21 protein-coding genes are annotated in these 24,012 nt (G+C 62.2%); 19 read left to right on the forward strand and 2 right to left on the reverse strand.

Going from position 1 to position 24,012, the window contains the following annotated elements; all coding sequences use genetic code 11:
- Positions 1 to 5: 5 nt before the first annotated feature.
- Complete coding sequence (locus AC3A4M_RS10290; RefSeq protein ID WP_498735678.1) at positions 6 to 938, reverse strand: aldo/keto reductase; 933 nt, start codon at positions 936 to 938, stop codon at positions 6 to 8.
- Between the two features lie 153 nt (positions 939 to 1,091).
- Between AC3A4M_RS10290 and AC3A4M_RS10295 the strand changes: the two genes are divergently transcribed.
- A complete protein-coding gene (locus AC3A4M_RS10295; protein ID WP_498733550.1) occupies positions 1,092 to 1,916 on the forward strand; it encodes an undecaprenyl-diphosphate phosphatase in 825 nt (274 codons plus the stop codon).
- 62 nt (positions 1,917 to 1,978) lie between these two features.
- Complete coding sequence (gene mshC, locus AC3A4M_RS10300; RefSeq protein WP_498735679.1) at positions 1,979 to 3,241, forward strand: cysteine--1-D-myo-inosityl 2-amino-2-deoxy-alpha-D-glucopyranoside ligase; 1,263 nt, start codon at positions 1,979 to 1,981, stop codon at positions 3,239 to 3,241.
- Positions 3,242 to 3,290: 49 nt separating this feature from the next.
- Here mshC and AC3A4M_RS10305 read toward each other — a convergent pair whose 3' ends face one another.
- Entirely contained in the window at positions 3,291 to 4,172 is an 882-nt protein-coding gene (locus AC3A4M_RS10305; protein ID WP_498735959.1) for a PAC2 family protein, read from the reverse strand.
- A 124-nt stretch (positions 4,173 to 4,296) separates the two neighbouring features.
- Between AC3A4M_RS10305 and AC3A4M_RS10310 the strand changes: the two genes are divergently transcribed.
- From AC3A4M_RS10310 to AC3A4M_RS10390, 17 genes are all read left to right on the forward strand, one after another.
- The gene (locus AC3A4M_RS10310) at positions 4,297 to 5,040 is read left to right on the forward strand and encodes an HAD family hydrolase (protein WP_498735680.1); all 744 of its coding nucleotides are present in this window, start codon (positions 4,297 to 4,299) and stop codon (positions 5,038 to 5,040) included.
- A gap of 2 nt (positions 5,041 to 5,042) precedes the next feature.
- On the forward strand, positions 5,043 to 6,221 hold the full coding sequence (locus AC3A4M_RS10315) for a site-2 protease family protein (RefSeq protein WP_498735960.1): 1,179 nt from the start codon (positions 5,043 to 5,045) through the stop codon (positions 6,219 to 6,221).
- Between the two features lie 61 nt (positions 6,222 to 6,282).
- Entirely contained in the window at positions 6,283 to 7,347 is a 1,065-nt protein-coding gene (locus AC3A4M_RS10320; RefSeq protein WP_498735681.1) for a tRNA (adenine-N1)-methyltransferase, read from the forward strand.
- A 137-nt stretch (positions 7,348 to 7,484) separates the two neighbouring features.
- On the forward strand, positions 7,485 to 9,233 hold the full coding sequence (gene arc / locus AC3A4M_RS10325) for a proteasome ATPase (RefSeq protein WP_498735682.1): 1,749 nt from the start codon (positions 7,485 to 7,487) through the stop codon (positions 9,231 to 9,233).
- A 14-nt stretch (positions 9,234 to 9,247) separates the two neighbouring features.
- Entirely contained in the window at positions 9,248 to 10,852 is a 1,605-nt protein-coding gene (gene dop, locus AC3A4M_RS10330; protein ID WP_498735683.1) for a depupylase/deamidase Dop, read from the forward strand.
- Between the two features lie 45 nt (positions 10,853 to 10,897).
- Positions 10,898 to 11,104 (forward strand): ubiquitin-like protein Pup, encoded by a 207-nt coding sequence (locus AC3A4M_RS10335; protein WP_169998474.1) that lies wholly within the window; start codon positions 10,898 to 10,900, stop codon positions 11,102 to 11,104.
- 3 nt (positions 11,105 to 11,107) lie between these two features.
- A complete protein-coding gene (gene prcB, locus AC3A4M_RS10340; protein ID WP_498733540.1) occupies positions 11,108 to 11,947 on the forward strand; it encodes a proteasome subunit beta in 840 nt (279 codons plus the stop codon).
- 3 nt (positions 11,948 to 11,950) lie between these two features.
- Complete coding sequence (gene prcA / locus AC3A4M_RS10345; RefSeq protein ID WP_498735684.1) at positions 11,951 to 12,673, forward strand: proteasome subunit alpha; 723 nt, start codon at positions 11,951 to 11,953, stop codon at positions 12,671 to 12,673.
- A gap of 1 nt (position 12,674) precedes the next feature.
- A complete protein-coding gene (gene pafA, locus AC3A4M_RS10350; protein WP_498733536.1) occupies positions 12,675 to 14,036 on the forward strand; it encodes a Pup--protein ligase in 1,362 nt (453 codons plus the stop codon).
- Positions 14,037 to 14,225: 189 nt separating this feature from the next.
- Entirely contained in the window at positions 14,226 to 15,041 is an 816-nt protein-coding gene (locus AC3A4M_RS10355) for an FKBP-type peptidyl-prolyl cis-trans isomerase (RefSeq protein ID WP_498735685.1), read from the forward strand.
- Between the two features lie 36 nt (positions 15,042 to 15,077).
- A complete protein-coding gene (locus AC3A4M_RS10360) occupies positions 15,078 to 15,473 on the forward strand; it encodes an FKBP-type peptidyl-prolyl cis-trans isomerase (protein ID WP_139003523.1) in 396 nt (131 codons plus the stop codon).
- Between the two features lie 103 nt (positions 15,474 to 15,576).
- A complete protein-coding gene (locus AC3A4M_RS10365; protein WP_498735686.1) occupies positions 15,577 to 17,574 on the forward strand; it encodes a helix-turn-helix transcriptional regulator in 1,998 nt (665 codons plus the stop codon).
- A gap of 2 nt (positions 17,575 to 17,576) precedes the next feature.
- The gene (locus AC3A4M_RS10370; RefSeq protein WP_498735687.1) at positions 17,577 to 17,918 is read left to right on the forward strand and encodes a hypothetical protein; all 342 of its coding nucleotides are present in this window, start codon (positions 17,577 to 17,579) and stop codon (positions 17,916 to 17,918) included.
- 34 nt (positions 17,919 to 17,952) lie between these two features.
- Positions 17,953 to 18,231 carry a Sec-independent protein translocase subunit TatA gene (tatA, locus tag AC3A4M_RS10375; RefSeq protein ID WP_139003520.1) on the forward strand — a complete coding sequence of 93 codons (279 nt, stop codon included), beginning with the start codon at positions 17,953 to 17,955 and terminating at the stop codon, positions 18,229 to 18,231.
- Positions 18,232 to 18,278: 47 nt separating this feature from the next.
- Positions 18,279 to 19,082, forward strand: coding sequence for a twin-arginine translocase subunit TatC (tatC, locus tag AC3A4M_RS10380; protein ID WP_264670246.1), 804 nt, complete (start codon positions 18,279 to 18,281; stop codon positions 19,080 to 19,082).
- A 46-nt stretch (positions 19,083 to 19,128) separates the two neighbouring features.
- Positions 19,129 to 21,957: a DEAD/DEAH box helicase gene (locus tag AC3A4M_RS10385; protein WP_498735688.1), complete on the forward strand. Its 2,829-nt coding sequence runs from the start codon at positions 19,129 to 19,131 to the stop codon at positions 21,955 to 21,957.
- Between the two features lie 113 nt (positions 21,958 to 22,070).
- Entirely contained in the window at positions 22,071 to 23,735 is a 1,665-nt protein-coding gene (locus tag AC3A4M_RS10390) for an amidohydrolase (RefSeq protein WP_498735689.1), read from the forward strand.
- Positions 23,736 to 24,012: the final 277 nt, after the last annotated feature.

Consider the following 24,012-nt stretch of genomic DNA (forward strand, 5'->3'; position numbering starts at 1 on the left):
AGGCACTACGGTACCGAGATATCGTCGAGTGCAGAAGCGATCTCCGCCGGGATGCTCTTCGGGGCAGCCTTGAGGATTTGTTCCAGTTGGCCGGGTGTCCGTGGACCGATCACGGCAGTCTCAATGCCGGGTTGTTCCAGCGTCCAGCCCAGGGCGAGCTCAAGCGGCTGCACATCCAGGCCCCGTGCTGCGGTTGCCAGCGCCTCGGCAATCCTGGCGGGCCTCCCGGAAAGGTAAGGCTCCACAAAGCCCGCCCTGTTTTCAGACGCCCCCCGCGAGTCGGCCGGTGTGCCGTTCCGGTACTTGCCGGTCAGCACGCCGCGGCCAAGGGGGGACCAGGCCATGACCCCGGTTCCCAAAGCCCGCGCTGCCGGGATAACTTCCCGTTCTGCCGTTCGCTGGAGCAACGAGTATTCAGACTGCACCGCCACCAGCGGGACGGCACTCAGCGACACCGCCCGGGCCAGTTGCCAGCCCGAGTAATTGGAAACTCCCACATAACGTGTGCGGCCGGAAGACACGGCGAACTCCAGAGCGGATAGTGTTTCCTCAAGTGGGGCGTTGTCGTCCCAGACGTGCGCCAGCCATACGTCGAGATAGTCCGTGCCCAGTCGAGCAAGGCTGGCGTCGAGAGAACGCAGCATTGCGCCTCGGGAGGTATCCACTTCCCTTGCGCCGTCGCGGCGGACCATCCCCGCTTTCGAAACCACAGTGACTTCCTGCCGGGGGACCAGCTCTCCCAGAAACGCACCGATGATCGCTTCGCTGCGGCCTTCGGCATAAGCGGCCGCGGTATCGAGCAGCGTGCCTCCTGCATCCAGATAGGAGCGAAGCATCGTTGCCGCGCTCTCTTCGTCCGTCTCCTGGCCCCATGTCATGGTGCCTAACGACAGGCGCGGTACTTTCAGCCCACTATGACCTAACCGATTCTGCTCCATGGGCAAAAGCCTACGGCCTGCCGCGCCGCAGGCGGGAACTGACCCGCGGATGAGTCTCGCATGTGGTAGGCGGCTCATACCGTAGGAGGATCTTTGTCACGGCGGCGGCGTCCGGTTCTGCCGCAGCCGTGGTCGTGCTTTAAGGTCTAAGTTGTGACTTGGCTAGAAGCGGCCTTTCTGGGACTCATCCAGGGCCTGACCGAATTCCTCCCGATCTCCTCCAGCGCACATCTGCGCGTTGCGGGTGAACTCCTGCCCGGCGCCTCGGACCCCGGCGCCGCGTTCACCGCCATCACGCAGCTGGGCACGGAGACCGCAGTCCTGGTTTATTTCTGGAAAGACATCGTCCAGATCGTGAAGTCCTGGTTCGGCTCCCTGACCGGGAAGGTGCCGCGGAACAACCCGGATGCCCGGATGGGCTGGCTGATCATCATCGGCTCCGTCCCCATCGGTGTGCTCGGCCTGCTCTTCGAGGACCAGATCGAAGGGTCCTTCCGGAGCCTGTGGATCGTGGCGACCATGCTGATCGTCTTCGGGTTGTTCCTGGCTATCGCCGACACAATCGGCAAGCAGGTCCGGACTCTGGATAAGCTCAGTTATAAGCACGGCATCCTGTACGGTCTGGCCCAGGCGCTGGCGCTCATCCCGGGCGTCTCGCGTTCGGGCGGAACCATCACGGCAGGCCTCCTCATGGGCTACACGCGTGAGGCGGCCGCCCGGTATGCGTTCCTGCTGGCGATTCCGGCGGTATTTGCCAGTGGGCTCTACCAGTTGGCTACCAGCTGGAACGAGCCCGGGCCGTACGGTGGGGGCGAAACCGCTCTGGCGACGCTGGTGGCCTTTGTGGTCGGTTTCGTCATCATCGGATGGTTCCTCAAGTACGTCTCAACCCGCAGCTACAAGCTCTTCGTCTGGTACCGGATTGCGCTCGGGTTGCTGCTGTACATCCTGCTTGGTATCGGCGCCATCAACGCCTAGCAACGCCATAAGTACGACGGCGGTCCCCGCCGGACCGTGATTCTCACCGGAAGGAACAGCCATTGTTTGGTTGGAATGCGCGCCCAGTGCCTCAGATCGCCGGAGGCCGCAACACGCTGGCCCTCTTTGATACGGCCGCGGGGGAGATGGTCCAACTGGATCCCGCTCCCACCGGTTCGTTGTATGTCTGCGGCATCACCCCCTACGACGCCACCCACATGGGCCATGCCGCCACCTATGTCAGTTTCGACCTGCTGAACCGCTACTGGCGTGACGCCGGCCGGGAAGTCCAGTACGTGCAGAACGTCACTGATATTGACGATCCGCTGCTGGAACGGGCCAACGCCACGGGCGTGGACTGGGAAGCACTGGCCAAGGACCAGACCAACCTATTCCGCGAAGACATGGAGGCACTCAATGTGCTGCCGCCGGACCACTACATCGGCGCGGTCGAGTCCATCGAATGGATCATTCCGGCAATCGAGCAACTGATCTCCGAGGGGCTGGCATACCGGGTGCCCGGCACCGGCGGCGAACCGGACGGCGACGTCTACTTCGATTCTGTCGCGGCGGCCGGTGACGGCTGGCACAACGGCATGACCTCGCGGCTGACCGAGGAGGAAATGCTGCCGCTCTTTGCCGAGCGTGGCGGCGATCCTGAACGGCCCGGCAAGCGGCATCCCTTGGACGCACTGCTGTGGCGCGTAGCCCGCGAGGGCGAGCCGAAGTGGCCGGGCAGCTCGCTGGGCGAAGGCAGGCCCGGGTGGCACATCGAGTGTTCAATTATTGCCCGGAAATTCCTGCCGGAAACCTTTGATATCCAAGGCGGCGGCTCGGACCTGAGCTTCCCGCACCACGAAATGAGCGCCGGGCATGCCTATGCCTTGACCGGAACGGAACTTGCACGCCACTTTGTCCATGCCGGCATGGTGGGCCTGGACGGCGAGAAAATGAGCAAGTCCAAGGGCAACTTGGTGCTCGTGTCGAAGCTTCGCTCGGAGGGCGTGGATCCGTCCGCCATCCGTACCGTGCTGCTTGGCCAGCATTACCGCAGCGACTGGTTCTGGACGGATGACCTGCTGCAGGCGGGAACTGAGCGGCTCGCGCGTTGGCGCGCCGCTGCAGGTAACTCGGATGAGGAATCCGCCGCCGCATTGGCCGACGGGATACGGGCCGCCTTGGCAGAGGACCTGAATGCGCCTGCGGCGCTGGCCGCGGTGGACGCCTGGGCCGGAGCCATGCCCAACGGCAGCAGCCATAGTGAAGCGGCCGCCGGATCGCCCGTTGCCAAGGTGCTCGACGCGTTGCTTGGCATCGTCCTTTAGCGCTCACCGCTAAAGCCGGCCGGGCGGAGCCTTTATGGCTGCCGCCCGGCTACTCTTTCCGGCGCTTTTTCAGGTAACGCTCGAATTCACGGGCAATGGATTCGCCGGTCGCCTCCGGCAGGTCCGCTGTGTCCTTGGCCTCTTCAAGCTGCCGGACATAAGCGGCGACTTCCGGATCTTCCGTGGCCAGTTCGTTGACGCCGCGCTCCCATGCCTCGGCTTCCTCGGTCAGCACGGCGGTATCCAGCGGAACCTGCAGAATATCTTCCAGGCGTTGCAGAATCGCCAGCTCGGCCTTGGGGGAAGGGGACTGCCCGACGTAATGGGGCACCGCTGCCCAGAGGGACAGAGTGGGGATTCCCGCCAGCGAGGCCACTTCGGCAAGAACTCCGACAATCCCGGTCGGACCCTCGTACTGGCTGGCTTCCGTATTCAGAGACTCCCGGACGGTGTCATCTTCGCTGGTAATGGTCACCGGAATGGGCCGGCTGTGCGGAACATCGGCCAGCAACGCCCCGACCAGCACAAGGCAATCGACGTCGAGTTCAGTGGCGTGGGCGAGCAACTCGGCGGTGTATGCCCGCCAGCGGTATGACGGTTCGACACCGTGCACGAATACAATGTCTATGTCCGTATCCGGAACGCTGCAGCGGGTCAGCTTTGTAGTGGGCCATTTGATCCGTCGGTCCCCTGATGCCGTACGCCGGATCAACGGGCGGGTGAACTGGAAGTCGTAGTACAAGTCGGGGTCGATACTGGCCACTTTGACACCGTCCCACAACCGGCTGAGGTACTTCACTGCGTCGGTTGCCGCCTCGCCGGCATCATTCCAGCCTTCAAACGCGGCGAGCATGATAGTTAGCCGCCGCTCGTCTCCGCCGTCCGGCTTCGGGAACAAGCGCCGCAAGCCCCGTGCCTCATTACTGTCCATAGTGCTCACTTCTTCACCCTAAACCCAGCCCGTTGAGTTGTCAGTGAGCGGTACAGTGATTCGCGTAGAGCATAGCCAGCGTATGGAGGCGTGCCCGGCGCCGGCTGGACCGTAGACTTGGAGCATGTCTGCTTCTCCCGACCGCCCTGGTGCGCTGTCTGAAAATCCTACACGCGTACAGGCTGTTCTCTGGGATATGGACGGAACCCTCGTCGACACCGAACCGTACTGGATCGAAGCCGAAACGGAGCTGGTCCTCAAATTCGGCGGTGTCTGGACTGACGAGCTAGGCCGCGGACTGGTCGGCAATGCGCTTCCGGTTTCCGCCGTAGTCCTGCAGGAGGCGGGCGTCGATCTGGGCGTCCGGGAGATCATCGACCACCTGCTGAGTGCCGTCGTCGCCAAGGTGCGCCGCGAGATCCCTTGGCGCCCCGGGGCCAGGGAACTGCTGAAGCAGCTCAACGAGGCAGGTGTGCCGACAGCGCTCGTGACCATGTCCGAGACCATCCTCGCCGAAGAGGTCATCCGGTCGCTGCCTGCGGGCAGCTTCCGCTTCATGATCACCGGCGACATGGTGGAGCACGGCAAGCCCAATCCGGAACCGTACCAGCGTGCCTTCGACAAGCTCGCAGCAGCCGACCCCGGACTCGATAAGTCACGTGTCGTAGCGCTTGAAGACTCTGTGCCGGGTGCCACCTCGGCCCAGGCCGCAGGACTGGTGACCGTGGCCATCCCTCACGTCGTCGAGGTCCCCGATGATCCGGGCCGGTACCGATGGGAAAGCTTGGCAGGCAAGGACTTAACGGACCTGGACCTGCTGCTGGAGCAGGATGTCGTCAACGCTCAGGGTGCCGGGAGAGGCGCATGAACATGTCGCCGGACACCGGGAACAGCCCGGACACCAGCAACTCCGCACCTGAATCCAAACCGCCGGCCCGCCGCGAGGGGATCCCGCTGGGCAGCATCGGCGGCGTTCCCATCGTGCTGGCCTACTCCTGGTTCATCATTGCTGTCTTCATCGTTTTCGCCTTCGGACCTCAGGTCAGCAGGGCCATCCCGGGACTCGGCAACGCATCCTATGTGGTGGCCTTCGGCTATGCCGTGCTGTTGCTGCTCTCCGTCCTCGTCCATGAACTCGCCCACGCACTTAGCGCGCGAATTTTCGGCTGGCCGACCGCGAAGATTGTGCTCAATCTCTGGGGCGGCCATACCCAGTTCGAAAACTTCAAGGCCACTCCGGGCAAATCCCTGATAGTTGCCTTGTCCGGACCCGCAGCCAATTTCGCGCTGGCCGGTTTTGGCGCACTGCTCATGCCCGTCATGGAGGCCAACGCCGTGGCCTGGGTCCTGACGGACATCTTCATCTGGGCCAACCTGCTCGTCGCGGTCTTCAACATCCTCCCTGGCTTGCCGCTGGACGGTGGCAGATTGGTGGAGTCAGCTGTCTGGAGCATCACCGGCAGTCAGGAAAAGGGCACGTTGGCCGCCGGCTGGGCAGGACGCATCATCGTCATCCTCATCGTGGCGGGATTCATCGGCGTGCCGCTTGCCATGGGCCGCCAGCCCGATCTTCAGGTCGTGGTGATCATGGTTCTGGTGGGTGGATTCCTCTGGATGGGCGCGAGTGCTTCCATTACCAACGCCAAGTTGCGGCTGCGGCTGCCGCACGTCAGCGCCGGCGCTCTCAAACAGCCTGCCATCAGCATGCCTGCCAGCTCTAATGTGGAGCAGGTGCAAGCCGTAGCACGCAGCGCGCCGCACGCATTCGTAATCCTGACAGCCGCCACCGGCCAGCCCGAGGCGATCGTCGACGGCCACGCGCTTGAACAGGTTCCCGAGACTGCGGCTGCCCGTACTCCGGCCGCCGCCGTCAGCCGTGCCCTGGCCCCCGGCGCCTACATACCGGAATGGGCTGCCGGACAGGAACTGGTGCAGTACCTGGCCAGGCTTGCCGGAACCGAATATGCGGTCACCGACGCTGACGGGCGGGTTACGGGCCTGCTCAGCCAATCAACTGTTGTACGGGCCATCACCGGCAAAGCCTCGTAACCAGCACGCCGCCCAGTTCCCAGCCGATAATCAGCATCCACCGATCGGAAGTAGCACCAGCATGAGTTCACCGACCACACCGCACGGAGCAGACCAGCGCCGCGGCCCGTTCCGTTCCGGAGAGCGTGTACAGCTCACGGACGAAAAGGGCCGGATGAACACCATTACGCTGACCCCCGGCGGCGCATTCCACACCCATAAGGGCTTCCTGACGCACGATGTCCTGATCGGCCAGCCGGAAGGCTGCGTGGTCAGCAATGACACCGGCCATAAGTACCAGGCCCTGCGGCCGCTGCTCTCGGATTTCGTCCTGTCCATGCCGCGTGGCGCCGCCGTCGTATATCCCAAAGACGCCGGTCAGATTGTGACGATGGCCGATATTTTTCCGGGCGCCCGCGTAGTTGAAGCCGGTGTGGGCTCCGGTGCCCTGAGCATCTCGCTGTTGCGCGCCGTGGGCGACCAGGGCTATCTGCATTCGTTCGAACGGCGCGAGGAATTCGCCGACATCGCGCGGGGAAATGTTGAAACCATTTTCGGCGGACCGCATCCGGCCTGGCATATCTCGCTCGGCGACTTCCAGGACGAAGTGGTCAAACAGGAGGCCCCGGGCAGTGTGGACCGTGTGGTGCTGGACATGCTTGCCCCGTGGGAATGTCTGGACGCCGTTGCAACCGTGCTGGCTCCGGGCGGGGTGTGGATCAGCTATGTCGCCACGGTCACGCAGCTGTCGCGGACGGCGGAAGCGATCCGGGCCGACGGCCGTTTCACCGAACCCGACGGCTGGGAGTCGATGGTGCGCGGCTGGCATTTGGAAGGGCTGGCAGTTCGCCCGGATCACCGGATGGTCGCCCACACCGGCTTCCTGCTCACTGCGCGCCGGCTGGCCGACGGCGTCACCGGGCTGACTCCCAAGCGCCGTGCCTCCAAGTCGGAATTCTCGGCAGCAGACCTAAAAACCTGGGCACCGGATGACGAGCAGTGGAATACGGAGGCACTGGGGGAGCGGGCCGTGTCGGACAAAAGGCTCAGGCGTGCTGCCAAGGACGCCGCTTCCACTGTGCAACGCGGCGCTTTCAAAAATGCCGATCAGCCCGACGCTGCCGGCGGGCAGGTTACAGACCAGTAACAACTAGGTGTTCATACTGCTATCAGCGGAATTCCCCGAGAGGCTCCGGCGTTTCCTTCTCAAGTAAGTGTTGCACTCGGGGCATCGGCGGCTAGGGTCTTACCAAGGGACCCGATTCCAGAGAGCAGGTTGCGGTGATGAACGAAGACCAGAACCAGACCAATCAATCGGCACCGGCTGGAGAGACAACCGAGCTGACTGTTGCACAGCGCCAGATCAATGTTCTGCGGGACAAGATCCGGAATCTGGACAAGCAGTTGGCGTCGGCCACGCAGAACAACGCACGGCTTGTCTCCATGCTGGAGTCTGCCAAGGCCGAGATTGTCCGACTCAAGGATGCTCTGGAGCGCGACGGCGAAACCCCCTTCAGTTTTGCCACCATCACCCAGGTCAACAGGCGGCAGCACCCACGCACGGGTGCAACCACTACGGCGACCACGCAGGAAAGCGTGGACATCATCCAGTCCGGCCGCAAGCTGCGTGTTGCCGTCAGTCCGCTGATCAACCTCGCGCAGCTGAGCCCGGGGCAGGAAGTGCTCCTGAACGAATCCCTCACCGTCATCGCGGCCTTGGGGTTCGAGCGCGCCGGCGAACTGGTCACCATCAAGGAACTGCTCGGTGCGGACCGCGCCCTGGTGGTCGGGCGGGCCGACGAGGAGAGAGTGGTCAAACTTTCCGGCACCCTGCTCAAAGTGAAGATCCGTGTGGGGGACGCTGTCTCCATCGACGCGCGCAGCGGCTACGCGCTCGAAAAGATCCCCCGGAGCGAGGTGGAGAACCTCATTCTGGAAGAAGTCCCGGACATTTCGTACCAGGACATCGGCGGCCTCGGGCCCCAGATCGACGAAATCCGCGACGCCGTTGAGCTCCCCTTCCTCTACCCGGATCTCTACCGCGAGCACGGACTCAAGGCGCCCAAAGGCATTCTGCTTTACGGGCCTCCCGGGTGCGGCAAGACCCTGATCGCCAAGGCCGTGGCGAACTCCCTCGCAGCACGAGCCATCGAGCGCAGCGGCACGGAGGAAACGCGCAGCTACTTCCTGAACATCAAGGGACCCGAGCTGCTGGACAAGTACGTCGGTGAGACCGAGCGGCACATCCGGCTGATCTTCGCCCGCGCGCGGGAGAAGGCTTCCGACGGCAGCCCCGTAGTGGTTTTCTTCGATGAAATGGACTCGCTTTTCCGCACCCGCGGCACCGGTGTATCGTCCGACGTCGAAACGACAATTGTTCCGCAGTTGCTCAGCGAGATAGACGGCGTCGAGAAGCTCGAAAACGTCATTGTCATCGGTGCCTCGAACCGCGAGGACATGATTGACCCGGCCATCCTTCGTCCCGGCCGGCTGGACGTGAAGATTAAGATCCAGCGCCCGGACGCGGAAGCGGCCGCGGACATCTTCGCCAAGTACATCACCACGGATCTTCCCATCCATGTGGAGGATCTTGCCGAGCATGGCAACGACCGGCAGGCGACGGTGGACGCGATGATCCAGCGCACTGTCGAAGCGATGTACGCCACGGAGAAGTCAACCGAGTATCTGGAAGTCACATATGCCAGCGGAGACACCGAGATGCTCTATTTCAAGGACTTCAATTCCGGCGCCGTGATCCAGAACGTGGTGGACAGGGCCAAGAAGAACGCCATCAAGGACCTCCTGACCAGCCAGCAGAAGGGCCTGCGGATCGAACATTTGCTCCGTGGCGTGGTGGATGAGTTCCGCGAGCATGAGGACATGCCTAACACCACCAACCCGGATGATTGGGCCAGGATCTCCGGCAAGAAGGGCGAGCGGATCACCTACATCCGCACTATCATCCAGGGCAAGGCCGGCCAGGAAGCCGGAAAGTCTATCGAGACGACAGCGAATACGGGGCAGTATCTGTGAGCGTCAATCGTGTGATGGGAACGGAAACGGAGTATGGGATCCATGCTCCGAGCGATCCGCTGGCCAACTCCACCGTGCTCTCCTCCCAAATCATCAATGCCTACGCCGCTACCGTCCGCAGCGGTATGGGAAACCTGGCGGGAACGCGCTGGGATTACACCGATGAAGAACCACTGCACGATGCCCGCGGCTGGTCGGTGGCACGGGAGAACGCGGATCCGTCGCAGCTAACCGACATGCCGCCGGTCCTTGACGCGGAGCAGATCGCCTTGTCCGGCGGACGTCCGCCCTCAAACGACTTCTACTCCGAGGAGTCAGCGGGCTCCGGTGTCTTGATGAACATGGTGCTCAGCAACGGTGCCAGGCTATATGTCGACCACGCTCATCCGGAGTACTCCAGCCCGGAAGTCACCAGTCCCCGGGCAGGGGTGCTGTGGGACAAGGCCGGTGACGTCGTCGTCCTCCAAGCTTTGCAGAAAATCGCGCGGACGCCAGGTTTCGCTCCGGTCAACATCTACAAGAACAACACTGACAACAAGGCAGTCTCGTACGGTGCGCACGAAAACTACCTGATGCCTCGCAGCCTACCGTTCGGGCAAATAGTGACCGGGCTGATCCCGTTCTTCGTCTCCCGCCAGGTCATTTGCGGCTCGGGCAGGGTAGGCCTGGGCATGACCGGCCGGCACCGGGGCTTCCAGATCAGCCAGCGGGCAGACTTCTTCGAAGCGGAAGTAGGGCTGGAAACGACCATCCGGCGCCCCATCATCAACACTCGGGATGAACCGCACGCCGTCGCGGACAAGTACCGCAGGCTCCACGTCATCATTGGAGATGCGAACCTGAGCGAGGTCTCCACGTACCTTCGGCTGGGCACCACGGCGTTGGTCCTGTCCATGATCGAGCACGGCGAGGCGCCGCACGTGCAGTTGAGCGAACCCGTCCAGGCCTTGCAGGCCATCAGCCATGATCCGACCCTGCAGCAGAAGGTCGCGCTCAAGGACGGCGCCATGGTCACGGGTCTTGATCTGCAGGAAATCTATTTGGAAGCGGCAGTGGCGCACTGCCGCAGACACGGTACGGACCAGGGGCAAACGGCCGATGTCCTGGCACGGTGGGGGGCGCTGCTGTCAACGCTGCGGCGCGATCCTATGGAGGCCGCCTCCCAGCTGGACTGGGTCGCCAAACTCAAGCTCCTCCAGGCTTACCGGGACCGCGATGGTTTGGAATGGTCGGATTCCCGGCTGGGACTGATCGATCTGCAGTATTCCGATGTCAGGCCCGAGAAGGGACTGTATTACCGGCTGGTCCAGCGGGGAAAGATGGAGCGGCTTCTGACGGATGCCGAAATAGCCGAGGCAGTGCATGAGCCGCCGTCGGATACCCGGGCCTACTTCCGCGGCAAGTGCATCGAGCGTTTCCCCAAGGAAGTGGTCGGCGCGAGCTGGGACTCGGTCATTTTCGACCTGCCGAGCCGCCGGCGTCTGCAGCGGATTCCCACCCGAGAGCCCTTGCGCGGCACGCGCGCGCTCACCGGACCGCTCTTCGATCAGGCCGCTTCAGCCGAAGAATTTATTTCGGCGCTGCTCGGGCCGGAAAGCGCCCCTGACGTGGCAACATAAAGAATAAGAACTCAATAGCCGTTGAATCTGACCAAGGAGGCAGTCATGGCAACGCAGGACCGCAAGAACGTAGAAGGCCGCACTCAGGAAGAAGAGTACGACGAGGCGCCGGAGACACCTGAGCCCGCCCCTGCCGCGGCTGCACAGGCTGAAACCGAAGGCACGGACGATCTGCTCGACGAAATCGACGGTGTCCTCGAGCAAAACGCGGAGGAGTTTGTGCGCGGTTTTGTCCAGAAGGGCGGACAGTAGCCCATGAATTTGCCGGCTGGCGGACATAGTTCCACATTTTCCCAAATTTCCCATGCGGCTACGGCGTCATTCTCCGAGTATCTGTCCCGCAGTGCTCCTGACCTGCTGCCCGGAGTACGCGGTTCGGCGACCGGCATCAGCTCGAATGCCGAACACCTGGTGCCGCATGCCACAACGATCGTCGCCATGACGTACGCCGGGGGCGTGATCATGGCCGGCGATCGGCGGGCAACTATGGGAAATATGATTGCCAGCCGACACATCGAGAAGGTCTTCCCTGCTGATAATTACTCAGTTCTGGGCATTGCCGGCACGGCCGGTATCGCTCTGGACGTCACGCGCCTCTTCCAGGTGGAGCTGGAGCACTACGAGAAGATCGAAGGCACGTTGCTGAGCCTGGAGGGCAAGGCGAACCGGCTGGGTGCCATGATCCGAAGCAATCTGCCTATGGCGATGCAGGGCCTGGCCGTTATACCGCTGTTTGCGGGCTTCGATACAGACCGTCATGTGGGGCGGCTCTTTTCCTACGACGTGACCGGCGGGCGCTATGAGGAACTCGAACACCACTCCGTGGGTTCGGGGTCCGTCTTCGCCCGCGGGGCATTGAAAAAGCTCTGGAAGCCCAATATGGACGAGGACCGCGCCGTGTCTGTCGCGGTGGAATCGTTGTATGACGCTGCCGACGACGACTCCGCAACCGGCGGTCCGGATGTGGTCCGGCAGCTGTGGCCGGTGGTCTACGCAGTAAATTCGGCCGGAGCGAAGCGCATCCCGGAACGAGTACTTGCCGCCGCCGCCGAAGCCGTGATCGCTTCGCGCGCCGTGGCCGGTCGGGAGGCATAAACCATGACCCAACAGTTCTATGTCTCGCCAGAACAACTGATGAAAGACCGGGCGGATTTCGCCCGGAAGGGCATCGCCCGCGGCCGCTCCGTTGTCGTGCTCAGCTGCAGCGAGGGGATCGCCTTGGTCGCCGAGAACCCGTCCCCGTCGCTGCACAAGATCGGCGAAATCTACGACAGGATCGCGTTCGCTGCCGTCGGCAAATACAACGAGTTCGAAAGCCTGCGCCAGGCAGGAGTTCGGTACGCCGATGTACGGGGCTATTCCTACGATCGGGAGGATGTCACCGCACGCGGTCTCGCCAGCGTCTACGCGCAGAGCCTGGGCGCCGTGTTCACCGCCGACAGTAAACCTTTCGAAGTGGAGCTGGCCGTGGCCGAGGTAGGACTTCGGCAAGCGGAAGATCATCTCTACCGGCTGACGTTCGACGGTTCTATCGCAGACGAGCCGGATTACGTGGTCATGGGCGGCGAGATCGACGCGGTGAATGAGACACTGCGGGCGAATTGGGATGCGGGTCAGGGCTTTGCCGGGGTCATCCGCGCGGCCGCGGGAGCGTTGGAAGGCCACATTCCTGACAACGGACGGGCACCCGGCCAGCGCCGGCTCGGCCCGGAAATGCTGGAAGTAGCGGTCCTTGACCGGGACCCGATGTCCAGCCGCGGCAACCGCCGGGCTTTCCGGCGGCTGTCCATTGCAGAGGTGACGGATATTTTGGGGGACTGACATGGACAGACGGATCTTCGGCATCGAGACCGAGTTTGGCATCTCCTATTCTGCACCGGACTCGCGTCCGCTGTCGCCGGAGGAAGTGGCCCGCTACCTGTTCCGCAAGGTAGTGACATGGGGACGGTCTTCGAATGTCTTCCTGACCAACGGTTCGCGGCTGTATCTGGATGTTGGATCGCATCCGGAATACGCCACCGCAGAGTGCGACGACGTAGCGCAGTTGATCGCACAGGACCGCGCTGGAGAGCTGATCCTCGAAGACCTCATGAACGAGGCGCAGGACCGATTGCGGCACGAGGGCTTTGACGGCAGTGTCTACCTTTTCAAGAACAATACGGACTCCGCCGGAAATTCCTACGGCAGCCATGAGAACTATCTGATCCCGAGGAAACTCGAGTTCTCCCGGCTCGCGGACATTCTGATTCCGTTTCTGGTCACCCGCCAGGTCCTGGTCGGGGCCGGCAAGGTGCTGAAAACCCAGAACGGGTCGATCTATGCGTTTTCCCAGCGGGCGGACCACATCTGGGAAGGCGTCTCTTCGGCGACGACACGTTCCCGCCCCATCATCAACACCCGCGACGAGCCGCACGCGGACGCCGAATACTACCGCCGTCTGCACGTCATCAACGGGGACTCGAACATGTCCGAGACCACCACCATGCTCAAGATCGGTTCCGTGGATCTTTTGCTGCGGATGATCGAAGCCGGTGTGATTATGCGCGACCTCCGGCTGGAGAATCCCATCCGCAGCATCCGCGATATCTCCCACGACCTGACCGGCTCCAAACCGCTCAAACTTGCCAATGGGAAGGAAATGAGCGCCCTCGAGATGCAGCAGGAGTACTTGGATAAAGCCCGGGAGTTCGTTCGAACCAACGGCGCGCACAGTCCCCATGTGGAACGGATTCTTGACTTGTGGAACCGCACTCTTGCCGCGGTCGAAGCACAGGATTATTCGGGAATCGACACGGAGATTGACTGGGCGATTAAGAAGAAGCTCATTGATCGCTTCAGCCAGCGCCACGGGCTGGACCTGGATTCAGCCCGGATTTCGCAGCTGGACTTGACCTACCATGACATTTCACGACGGCGCGGGCTGTTTTTCCTGCTTCAGGCTCGTGGCGAGGCCGCTCGCGTAGTGCAGGAACCCGAGGTGAAATCGGCCGTGGACAATCCGCCGCAGACCACCCGTGCCAAACTCCGCGGGGATTTTGTCCGTGCCGCACGCGAACACGGTCGGGATTTCACAGTGGACTGGGTCCATCTGAAGCTCAATGACCGTTCCCAGCAGACCATCCTGTGCAAGGATCCCTTTAAGAACGTTGATGACAGGGTCGAGGCTCTGCTGGCCTCACTTTGAGGAACTGTCCAGCTATCTCTGTCACAATATGACCAACGCGGGTCCATCGGATCTGCCGTGCCCCCGACAGCACCTCACGAAAGTTGAAATGTGCGCAAAATACTAGCGACCATGCTGCCCTTTGCGCTGTTGCTTACTGCATGCAGCAGTGCCGACAGCGAAGGCTCTGGTTCGGACAGTCTGGATGACGTGACTATCACCGCAACTGACGCCGGTTCCGCCCCTAAAGTCGAGTTCGATGCACCCTTGGAACTGCCGGAATCCACGGCCAAGGTAGTCAATGAGGGCGAAGGCGAAGGCGCCGTCGACGGGCAATGGATCCGCTACCAGTTGATGGCCGTCGACGCGGTGACTGGCGAAGAGCTCGGTGAGACCTACTCCGGCATCGCCGCGCAGACGCTCGAGCTCAACGAACAGTTCAAGTCCGTCGATCCGGCCCTCTACGACGCCCTCATCGGGGCGAAGGCCGGCTCCCAGGTCGCCTACTACGCCACTCCGCCTGAGCAAACTTCGGCCAGTGCCCCTGCTTCCAACCCGCAACTGCTTGTCGTTTCAGTCCAGCAGGTCAAAGACAAGGCAGTAAAAGCCGAGCCTGCAGAGGTAGCCGAGTTGGAGAAGGCCGGCAAGCTGCCCGAGATTAGCTTCGATAAGGACGGTGTCCCCTCAGTCAAGATCCCGGAAGGCGCGCAGGCTCCGGAGGACCTCATTGTCCAGGTGATCGAGGAGGGCGACGGCAAGGAAGCCACGGCCGAGAGCACAGTCAAGGCGAACTATGCCGGCTGGAACTGGGCCGAAGGCAAGGAGTTCGACTCAAGTTTTTCCCGCGGCGAGCCGACTGAGTTCCCGCTCAACGGGGTTATCGAAGGCTGGACCAAGGGGCTGACCGGGCTCAAGGAAGGCGCAAAAGTTATGCTGTCTATTCCTACGGAATTAGCATATGTCCAAGGGCAAGGGGACGCTTCAGGAGACTTGATCTTCTACGTCGAACTGGTCGAAGTAAAGTAACAACCAGCCATAACCGCTAGGAAAGGTACCTTAAACATGTCGTTTGGACAGCGCGAATACGATCGCCAGAAGCCCGAAATCGATTTCCCGGGCACGGATGCTCCCACTGAGCTGGGCATCGAGGACCTCATCGTCGGCACCGGCGCAGAGGCCAAGCCCGGGGACACCGTCTCCACCCACTATGTGGGTGTGGCCTGGTCCACCGGCGAAGAATTCGATGCCTCCTGGAACCGCGGGCAGCCGCTCGACTTTCGCGTAGGCGTTGGCCAGGTTATCCAAGGCTGGGACCAGGGCCTGCTTGGCATGAAGGTCGGCGGCCGCCGACGCCTCGAGATCCCCTCGGAGCTTGCCTACGGCGAACGGGGCGCAGGTGGCGCCATTGCACCGGGTGAGTCGCTGATCTTCGTAGTGGACCTGCTGGGCGTGCGGTAACCGCAGAGGCCTGGCGGCGGGCGGAGTAACGTTAGTTCATCGTTACTCCGCCCGCCGTCGTTAACTTCGCTTGCATCAGGAAGCTGGAAGTACCCTTGAGGCTATGTCCGCGTCCAAAACCGAGCGCCTGCTTAATCTTCTGATCGCCCTGCTGGAACGCAGACGCGGGTACAGCAAAGAAGAGCTCCGCGCGCTGATACCTCCGTATAAGGAGGCTCCGAGCGAGGAGGCCTTTAACAGGCTGTTCGAACGGGACAAGGACGACCTGCGCGAAATGGGCATTCCGGTCCAAACTTTCACCGAGGATGCCTTCTTTGACCTGGACTCTGGTGTTACGCGCTACCGCATCGACCGCGAAACCTATCGGCTTCCCGAGCTCGCCTTCACTCCGGAGGAATCGGCGGTGCTGTCGCTGGCTTCGCGCATATGGCAGCAGGCCTCGCTTGGCTCCGCTGCTGCCAGGGCAGTTCGCCGACTGGACGTCCGCGGCGCCCTTACGGAAGGCGATTCCCTGATCGGAATTGAACCCCGAATCCGCACGGCTGAGCCAGCCTTCGACGAACTGCTGAAGGCCGTCATGGACAGGTATCCGGTGTCGTTCGAATACCGGGCGGCCAGTTCGGGCGAAGTGTCGGTACGGCGGGTCGAACCATGGGGTTTGGGCAACCGGTTCGGCCATTGGTACCTGGTGGGCAATGACCTTGACCGTGGAGACGAACGCACCTTCCGCTTGACGCGGATAAGTTCGAAGGTCAAGAAGCTCTCCGGCACATACCTGGTTCCCGAAGAGTTCACCATGCGCTCGGCGCTGGAGTCGCTGGTACCCGACAGGCAGCAGGGCACCGCCACCCTGCTCCTTCGACAAGGACACGCACACTCTCTTCGGACCGCCGCACCGACTGTCGCTGCAGGGCCGAGCGGCTGGGATACCGTGACTTGCACGTTCGGCGACATCGAGACGTTTGCCGAAGAGGTTGCCTCGCATGGCGCGAATGCCTATACGGTAGATCCGGTCGAGCTGAAAGACGCCGTCATCCGGCGTTTCAATGGCGCGCTAGCGTCGCTGACCCAAGCGCCGCCGTCGTACGATCTCGGCACCGCAGCGAGACCTTCACGGACAAAATCTTCGTCCTTGGACCGCCTTCCGCGGCTCCTCGATCTGGTGTCCTATGTGAGCGCCCATCCAGGTGCTCCTCTGAACGAGACGGCCGAGAAGTTCGGAGTGAGCCCGGATCAACTGGGTAAGGATCTCAGCCTCCTTTTTGTCTGCGGGGCTCCCGGCTATGGGCCGGACCAGCTGATCGACGCCTATTGGGAGGACGGCTCCATCTATATCGGCAACGCCGAGGAGATAGCCCAGCCCGTTCGGTTGAGTATCGACGAAGCATTGTCCCTCGTGGTGGGCCTGCAGGCATTGGAAACCGTTCCGGGAGTGGGGGAGCGGCCCGCACTGCGCAGCGCGTTGAGCAAACTGCTGGACGCGACCGGCGGCGACCATGGCATGCACCGTGCCATTGCTGCGGACTTCGACGCCGATGCCCGGACGGAGGAAGTCCTCGCCCTGCAGGATGCTGTGGCTGCCGGTGAGACGCTCACGATTGAGTATCTGGTCCCTTCCCGGGATGAGATGACGGTTCGGGACATCGACCCGGTACAGGTGTTCGCTGTCGATGGCCATTGGTACACAGAAGCGTGGTGCCACGGCCAACAGGCAATCCGGCAGTTCCGGGCAGATAGAATCCGTTCGCTGCGCAGGACCGGGCAGTACTTCCAGCAGCCCGAGGCGCGCAGTTCGCAATTTCCCCAGGCGCTCTTTACCCCTAGAGACACTGACGAACTCGTGGTGTTGAAGATCTCATCGCGATTGGCCGAGCTCGCCGAGCACTACAACGCCGAACGCCGCGTCCTTCTGGACAACGGCGACATTGTGGCGGAGATTCGCCTGGGTTCGACGGCGATTATCACACCTCTGGTAGCCCGTCACGGCGGTGAGGTTGCTGTCCTCGAGCCTGCGAGCCTCGCGCTGGCTGCCCGTGAGTGGCTTGCGGCTGCGCTGGAGCTGTATTCGGAAAATTCAAAGCTGGACGGACTAGACTCGTAAGCATGTCATGGTGGTTCTGGATCCTGCTCTGGGTTGCGCTTTGCGCCCTCGCACTGCTCTTCGTCGTTTACCTGGGTTTCCGGCTGTTCCGCCAGCTGAAGGCAACTCTGCAGGATTTCGAGGTGGCGGCGGGAAAGCTCGGGTCGGGATTCGATGTGTCCGATAACGGCCCGGCGGCCGAGCCACGCACCATTGTTCCGGGAGTCTTTCTTGACCCGGCGGAGGCACGGGAAATCTACGTTACGGGGAAGGCGGAACGGCGCGAGGCCAGACGGCTCAAACGCGTAGCCAGACGGGCTGCCCGCGGACAGAGGCAGTCACTCAGAGACGTCAGACTTTCATAACGTAGGATGTATTCGAAACGAAAGGAACCACCCAATGGGACGACTCTTCGATAACCCCTGGACAATCATCATTCTCGTCATCATTGTCCTGCTGCTCTTCGGGGCTCCGAAGCTCCCGGGCCTCGCCCGCAGTGTTGGGCAGTCGATGCGAATCTTCAAGTCTGAAGTCAAGCAGATGAAGGACGAAAACCCGTCCAAGGATGACGCTGACGACGACGCCGTTGAAGGCCGCGTGGTTAATCCACCCCGGAACCAGAACAACCGCGACCAGGCACCGAACGCGAACGGCGGAACGCCGCCCAGCCAGCAGTAAGGCCAATGTCTCGAACCAAAGGCCGTAAAGCCAATCCAGAAGGACGGATGGCGCTCAAGGAGCACATCAAAGAATTCCGGAACCGGCTGATTGTATCCGGCATTGCTATTCTTCTGGGCGCCATCGGGGGGTGGTTCCTTTACGACCCGGTAATGGTCGCGGTCCAGCAACCGCTGATCGAAATCTCGTCCGTTGAGGGCCGCCGGGCGGAAATCAACTACGGCAGCGTGGGGTCTCCCTTCGACCTGAAGATACAGGTCTCGCTGTTTCTGGGATTCCTTGTTAGCTCACCGGTCTGGATTTACCAGATCTGGGCCTTCATCACTCCCGGGCTGAAGCAGAAAGAGCGCCGCTACACACTCGGTTTCATGGTGGCCGCAGTGCCCTTGTTTCTGCTCGGCATCTACTTTGGCTGGATTGTGCTGCCTGAAATCGTCAAGGTTCTCACCATGTTCACCCCCGTGGGAGGCGTGAACCAGATCCTGGCAACGGACTACCTGACCTTTGTCATGCGGATGTTCCTGTCCTTGGGCGTGGCTTTCCTGCTGCCCGTGGTCCTGGTCGGCGTCAACTTCGCCGGCCTTGTCAGCGGACGGCAAGTCATCAAGAGCTGGCGCATCGTCGTCTTCGTCGTGTGTGTGGTTGCCGCGATGGCAGCGCCCGGCCCGGATGCCATGTCCATGTTCCTGCTGGCGGGCCCGCTGCTGGCCCTGTTCTTCGTCGCCGTCGGCGTTTGCCTTCTCAACGACAAGCGGCGTGCACGGAAAAAGAAGGAACGCGAGGAGGAAGTGGAAGCGTCTGCAGACAAGGCAACGCCGCTGACTGATCTTGAGGGTCCCGCGGAAGCCTGAATCGGTGGAAGCGCTCTTCCGCCGCTAATACCATTAGGCTTCTAATATGAGTTCCCCATCCGATCGGTACAGGGCGGCAACAGCAAGAGCAGCCCATGCCAAGACCAAGCTCTTCGCGTTTACGCAAACCCTGGGATTCGAACTGGACCCCTTCCAGTGGGAGGCCTGCGAGGCGCTGGAACGGGGGAGGGGAGTACTGGTGGCTGCGCCGACCGGCGCCGGGAAGACGGTCATCGGTGAATTCGCGGTATACATGGGCCTGCAGCGAGGCCTGAAGGCCTTCTACACCACGCCTATCAAAGCGTTGAGCAACCAGAAATACACGGAACTGGTCCACGTCTACGGTGCCGAACGCGTCGGGCTGCTGACCGGCGATGTCTCCATCAATCCGAACGCGGATGTGGTGGTGATGACCACTGAAGTGCTGCGCAATATGCTCTATGCCAATTCCCAGACACTGGACGAGCTGGCCTACGTGGTCATGGATGAGGTCCATTATCTGGCCGACCGTTTCCGCGGCGCAGTCTGGGAAGAAGTCATCATCCACCTGCCCAGCAGCGTGCAGTTGGTATCGCTGTCGGCCACCGTTTCCAACGCGGAGGAGTTCGGCGCATGGCTTGATACCGTGCGCGGGGATACGGACGTGGTTGTATCGGAACACCGGCCCGTTCCGCTGTGGCAGCATGTGATGGTCGGGCCGGACATCCTGGATCTCTTCGCCTCGGACGTTGCGTTTGATGAGGCGGCGCCGGCCATGTCGGCCGGGACCGGAGCCGCGGACCGCTTCGAGGTAAACCCCGAACTGCTGGAACTGGCCTACTCCGAGCAGAAGCTCAACAGGGCCGCCAACTGGGGTCGCGCTGGAGCACGCCGGGGCAAACGTACACCCACGAGGCCCCAGCAGCCCATGAGCCGAGTGCGCCGGGCTTCACGTCCGCAGGTTATTGCGCGGCTCGATAAAGAGGGCCTGCTCCCGGCGATCACCTTCATTTTTTCGCGGAACGGCTGCGATGCGGCCGTCAGGCAATGCCTGGATGCCGGATTGTGGCTGACAACCGAGGCCGAGCGCGATGTGATCGTCCGGCGGGTGGACGAAGCAGCCCAGGATATACCTGAGGAAGATCTGGGCGTGCTCGATTTCTGGACCTGGCGCGAGGGGCTCGTGCGGGGCCTGGCGGCCCACCATGCCGGCATGCTGCCGACCTTCAAAGAGGTGGTGGAAAAGCTGTTCGCGGACGGACTGGTCAAGGCCGTCTTCTCCACCGAAACGCTGGCCCTGGGCGTGAATATGCCCGCCCGAACGGTGGTGCTGGAAAAGCTGGACAAGTTCAATGGCGAAGCCCACGTAAACATCACGGCCGGCGAATATACCCAACTGACCGGTAGGGCAGGCCGCAGAGGTATCGACGTCGAGGGCCATGCGGTGGTCCTGTGGCAGCCGGGAACGGATCCTGCGGCGGTGGCCGGTCTTGCCTCGCGCCGCACCTATCCGCTTAATTCCAGCTTCCGCCCGACCTACAATATGTCGATCAATCTCATCGCCCAGTTCGGCCGGCCAAGGGCTCGCGAAATCCTGGAAACCTCCTTTGCCCAGTTCCAAGCGGACAGGTCTGTGGTTGGTCTGGCGAAGCAAGTGCGCAGCCGGGAAGAATCTCTGGCCGGGTACGCCAAATCCATGACATGCCATCTCGGCGACTTCACTGAGTACGCGAGGTTGCGGCGGGAGCTGAAAGAGGTGGAAACCCAATCGGCAAAGTCCCGGACCCGGCACTTGCGTTCCGCGGCCGCCGCTTCCCTCGAACGCCTGCGACGGGGCGACATCATCGATATTCCCGGCGGCCGAAGCGAGGGATACGCCGTGATCCTGACCCCGGATGCGTCCGGCTTCGAGCCGCGGCCCACAGTCTTGACGATGGACAAGCAGATTCGGCGAATTTCGGCGCAGGATCTCGAAGGGCCGGTCGAGGTCCTCTCCACTATCCGGGTGCCGAAGACGTTCAACAGCCGCAGCCCCAAGGAACGCCGTGATCTGGCGTCGTCGCTGCGTAACGCGTTGCATGAAAACAGGCCTCCTCGGAGGGGAAGCGACAGGCAGAGTTTTGCGCTGCCGGGTTCGGAACGGCAGGAACAACAGATTACGGAGCTGCGCCGGAAACTTAGGTCCCACCCCTGCCATGGCTGCAGCGACCGCGAAGACCATGCCCGCTGGTCCGAACGCTGGTGGAAGCTCCGGCGGGAGACGGACCAGTTGATGGGGCAGATCCAGGGCCGCACCAATACCATTGCGAAAACTTTTGACCGCGTCTGCGACCTGCTGGACACCTATCACTACCTCGAAACTCATCCGGACGGAAGAGTCACAATCAGTACGGCCGGCAACAGACTCCGCCGGATTTACGGCGATCGCGACCTGCTCGTGGCGTTGTGTATTGAAAACGGTGCTTTTGAAGATCTGGACGCCGCCGAATTCGCCACTTTTGTCTCCTGCTTGGTTTTCCAAGCCAAACGGGAGGAGACCGGAATTCGTCCGAAAATGCCGAGCGTGTCCCTGGAAACAGCGGTCGATATTGCGGTTAAGGAGTGGTCGGTCCTGACCGACAGGGAGGAACAGCACAAGCTGCCTCTCAGCGGCGAACCAGAACTTGGCCTCATCTGGCCCATGTACAAGTGGGCGCAGGGACGGTCCCTGCTGGCCGCCCTCCAAGGGACTGAACTCGCGGCAGGAGATTTCGTGCGTTGGGCCAAACAGGTCATCGATCTGCTTGACCAACTGGTCAAGGTGCCCGACATCGACCCCAGGATGGCGGCACTCAGCCGGCAGGCAATCGTTCTGGTCCGGCGCGGTGTGGTCGCATACTCCGCAGTAGCCGAATAGGGAAGCCGTTCATCAGAACGGCGACTGGTCCACTGCACGGCCCGATCGTCGGCACTGCGCCAACGGATTCCAGTGATGAACCTTTTTGTTGATTTACCTTTGATTGGAGTTTCATGAGTGAGTCCCAGCTGCCCGAACGCGCGGCAGCATCCGGTCTTTCGCTGTACCGCAACGGGTCCGTTTACAGTCCTGCGGATCCGTACGCCACAGCAATGCTGGTCGACGGCGGAACGGTAGCCTGGATCGGCTCCGAAGAGGCAGCCACGTCAATCGCGGACAGCAAGATGGAGATCATCGACCTGCAGGGCCGGCTTGTCGCCCCGGGGTTCGTGGATTCGCATGCGCATGTCACAGACGCCGGCCTGGCTCTATCCTCGCTCGACTTGTCCCGTTGCAACTCCTTGGCCGAACTCCTCGACACCGTTGCCGGCGCTGCGGGTTCAGACAAGTCCCCTGTCCTCGGGCATGGCTGGGATGAGAGCCGCTGGCCCGAAGGCCGGCCGCCGACAGCTGACGAACTTGAGCGCGCCGGCGGGGGACGGGACGTGTACCTCAGCCGGGTTGACGTGCACTCGGGAGCCGTTTCCGCCTCGTTCGCCGCCAGGCTCGGGTTGCAGGCTGAGGAAGGCTGGGACGGCACGGGACTGGCCCGTACCCGCGCCCTTCAACTGGTCCGCTCAGCGGCGCATAACCCATCGGCCGCCCGCCGGAGGGAGGTACAGCGTCTGGCCTTGAACCACGCCGCCTCGCGAGGGTATGTGGCACTGGCGGAAATGGGTGCCCCACATATTGCTCCCGCCGAGGACCTGCTGGGATTGATTGCACTAGCGGACGACGAACACCGTTCGCTTCCCAGGATCCTTCCGTACTGGGGCCAGCTGGCGGAGTCGGCGGAGCAGCTGCAAGATATCCTGGAGCTGTTCGGACACAAACTCAAGGGTCTGGCCGGCGACCTCAACATTGACGGGTCCATCGGCTCACACACGGCCTATGTGCACGGCGGCTACCAAGACCGGCCTGGCGAAGCGGGAGAGCTATTCCTCACCGTGGAGCAAGCCGCCCGGCACCTCGAACTCTGTTCCATCGAGGGGATCCAAGGCGGCTTCCACGTCATTGGTGACGCAGCGCTCGACCTGGCCATCGAGGCTCTGCAGGTTGCAGCCGACCGCGTGGGAAGTGCCGCGGTCCGCTCGGCCCGGCACCGGTTCGAGCATGTCGAGATGATGTCGACCGGGGCAGTCGACCGGTTGCTGGAATTCGGAATCACTGCCAGCATGCAGCCGCTCTTCGATGCCTATTGGGGCGGCACGAACGGTATGTACGCATCCCGGCTCGGAGCGCAGACGTCCCTAAGTATGAATGCCATCGGGACACTCCAGACGGCAGGCGTTCCAGTCTGCCTGGGATCGGACGCACCAGTCACGGAGCAGAGCCCGTGGGCAACGGTAAAAGCCTGTCTGGAACATCACAACCAGAAACAGCGGATCTCGGCACGGGCTGCTTTCCTTGCCCATACCAGAGCCGGATGGCGGGCGGCGCGAGAGCCCAACCCCATGCAGGGCCAGTTGGCCCCCGGCACACCGGCCACGTTCGCCGTGTGGGATGTGGCCGAGCTCTCCATCCAGACGGCCGACAGCAGAGTTTCGTCCTGGAGCACGGACGCGCGGGCCGGCACACCCATGCTGCCCTCGCTGGACACCGAGGCCCTGCCCGTATGTTCGCGCACGGTGGTGGACGGGTACGTAATCTACGACGGAGACCTTCACCCGGCTTCCTGATGGTGCACGGGCCGGTGGCCGACGGAATAGCTGGAAAATACTCTCCAAGGCGGACGTATTCCGACTTGCCGTACTGACCTGCAGAAATGGGAGAATGCGCAGGTCAAGGCCACATTGACACCCAGTCCTGACCACGTAAGCTTTTAGCTCAATGGGTCATTTTTAGATAGGCCAATGGCCCAGGCCGGGCTCCGGACCAGAGCGGTGCACGTCGGCGGCAGAGTAAGATTCTGCCCGGGGGCTGGATGTCCGGTGCTTCCAACGGGTAGGTTTGCGC

The sequence above is a fragment of the Arthrobacter sp. Soil_C_60 genome, from assembly GCF_057656375.1.